Genomic DNA, 2,426 nt, shown 5'->3' on the forward strand with positions numbered 1-2,426 from the left:
CCCATATAGTCCAAGGTTTTCGGGCCATATAATGCCGAATACCCTTCTGTAAAGTCTGGTGCGTGTCGATTCGGCATTATATGGCCCGAAAACCTTGGACTATATGGGTGGCACCAACACTCCTAGTTACCTATTACATATTTAGCAAAATAATGTCGGAAAAGGTAGGAAAATATTTTTCAGTTTTGTACAATAATATCTAAGAGATTGGAAAAGGGGTTATACAATGGAAGGCATATCCGATCATTTGAAGGGAAATTTAGATATTTTGTTTGTTGGCTTTAATCCAAGTATCCGTTCAGGGCAGACAGGTCATCATTATGCGAATCCCAACAATCGCTTTTGGAAAATTCTCTTCGAATCTGGTCTGACCCCTAGAAAATATCATCCAACTGAAGATTCTTCGTTACTAGATTTAGGCTATGGTTTTACAAATATCGTTTCTAGGCCTACAAGAGGTGCTGATGAAATCACAAAAGAAGAGTATGTAGAAGGAAGGAAACAATTAAAGAAAAAAATTGAAAAATACAAACCTTTACTAGTCTGTTTCGTTGGTAAGGGTGTCTATCAGGAATATCGGCAAATACGAAAAATTGCATGGGGACTCCAAAAAAATTCAGACGATATCGTGACGAAGGAATTTGTTGCTCCATCATCAAGCGGTTTAGTAAGAATGAGAATTGAAGAAATTATTGAAATATATAGTGAGTTGCCAGTACTAATCGACAATTTAAAATATAGTTAATGTTACATATTAAAACAAGGGTGGAGTTTTATGTGAGTCAGGATAGTGCGGAATGGAAAAGTAGTACTTTTTCCGAAGTTAAAGAAGGTGAAGGCTTTTGGCAGGGAGTTAGGGATTGTATACCGACATTATTGGGATACTTAAGCATTGGGTTTGCAGCAGGGGTAGTCGAAAAAACGTCAGGATTAAGCATGATTGAAGTGGCACTTATGTCTCTTTTACTATATGCAGGATCCGGCCAATTTATAGCGGCAGGTATGATTGCTGCAAGCCATCCGGTATCGGCCATTATTTTCACGATATTTTTTGTTAACAGTCGTCATCTTTTACTAAGTGCAGCATTGGCACCTTATTTCCGACATCAAACCTCGAGGCAAAACCTGATAACAGGAGCCTTATTAACTGATGAAACGTTTGGAGTGGCTGTCACCCAAGCGCAGAAAAAGAAAAAACTTGATTTTAAATGGATGTTAGGCCTGAATCTAGCAGCCTATTTAAACTGGTTTGTTGCAAACATGGCAGGGGGTTTTTTTGGCCAGTGGATTCCGAATCCAGAAAAATACGGGTTGGACTTTGCCCTGCCTGCTATGTTTATTGGTCTATTAGTTTTACAGATTCTAAGTAAAAAAAAGTTTTTCATAGATCTTGTAGTCGCTTTAAGTGCCATTTTAATTGTGGTTGCTATAAGTTTTATCTTCCCTGGAAGTACAGGCGTTATAGTTGCAACAATATTAGCTTCAGCGATAGGGATGGTGATTGAAAGATGGAAATAACAGGATATATCTTTCTTGTTATCTTAGGTACTTCAATTGTAACCTTCATCCCCAGAGTCGTTCCATTAATGCTGCTTAGCAAAATGGAGATTCCTGAGTGGGGAATCAATTGGTTAAAGCATGTACCAGTAGCCGTCATGGCTGCTTTGCTTGCACAAGAGCTTCTTTTATCAGAGCAGGTCTTTTCAATTAAGGAAAATGCACTGAATTTAGCTGCGGCTATACCGACGTTTATAGTTGCCATTTTTACTAGAAGTTTATTAGTAACTGTTCTAATAGGAGTACTATCTTTGATGGTAATGAGATTTTTCTTTTAAAATAGGCAAAATAAAGACTAAACATTATGGCGATAGGACAATATTACTAGTAGTGAGTAATCATTACTGGTTTTTTTGTGCTCATATATAAATAGCAAAAAATATAAAGTTTTTTTCTTATCAAATAGGCATATAACGCTTTTTAGAGAACATTGAAAGCTTGATTATCAAAAGAGACCTTTAGTACATAAACTAATCTAAATGAACTTCTAGAATGTAGTTTCTGATAACAGAATTGAAAGCGCTTCTAATTTAAAATAAATGGCAAAACGTTTAGAATATGGAAGGCTGTCAACAATGAGAATAAGCAAATAGCTTCGGAGGTGTATAACTAATGAATGTAAACGGTGCACTAGAGGTTCTTGATCGTATGCGTCTTTCCAATGGAGCGTATACAGCGAGTGTTTCCAATGATTATAATTATGTCTGGATCCGGGATGTCGTATATACAGTATTGCCTTTTTTAAATGATACATCCGATCGTTATGAGAAAGCGTACCATGCGTTATTTGAGTTATTTCGAACTTACGAATGGAAAATAGATATTCATACTGAACAGAAACCCCAGTATCTTTTTGAACATATCCATTC

The 2,426-nt window shown here is 36.6% G+C and carries 3 protein-coding genes and 1 pseudogene; all 4 read left to right on the forward strand.

Annotation, left to right across the window (positions count from 1 at the left end; translation table 11 throughout):
- Window positions 1-226: 226 nt before the first annotated feature.
- A complete protein-coding gene (locus AC1DUW_RS25920) occupies window positions 227-745 on the forward strand; it encodes a mismatch-specific DNA-glycosylase (protein WP_477643833.1) in 519 nt (172 codons plus the stop codon).
- Window positions 746-777: 32 nt separating this feature from the next.
- A complete protein-coding gene (locus AC1DUW_RS25925; RefSeq protein WP_053346329.1) occupies window positions 778-1,518 on the forward strand; it encodes an AzlC family ABC transporter permease in 741 nt (246 codons plus the stop codon).
- Entirely contained in the window at window positions 1,509-1,835 is a 327-nt protein-coding gene (locus AC1DUW_RS25930) for an AzlD domain-containing protein (RefSeq protein WP_098175029.1), read from the forward strand. Before AC1DUW_RS25925 ends, AC1DUW_RS25930 begins: the two co-directional genes overlap by 10 nt.
- Before the next feature lie 334 nt (window positions 1,836-2,169).
- A pseudogene (locus AC1DUW_RS25935) lies at window positions 2,170-2,426 on the forward strand (glycoside hydrolase family 15 protein); the annotation flags it as partial.

This window comes from Peribacillus sp. P4_C12, assembly GCF_056402095.1.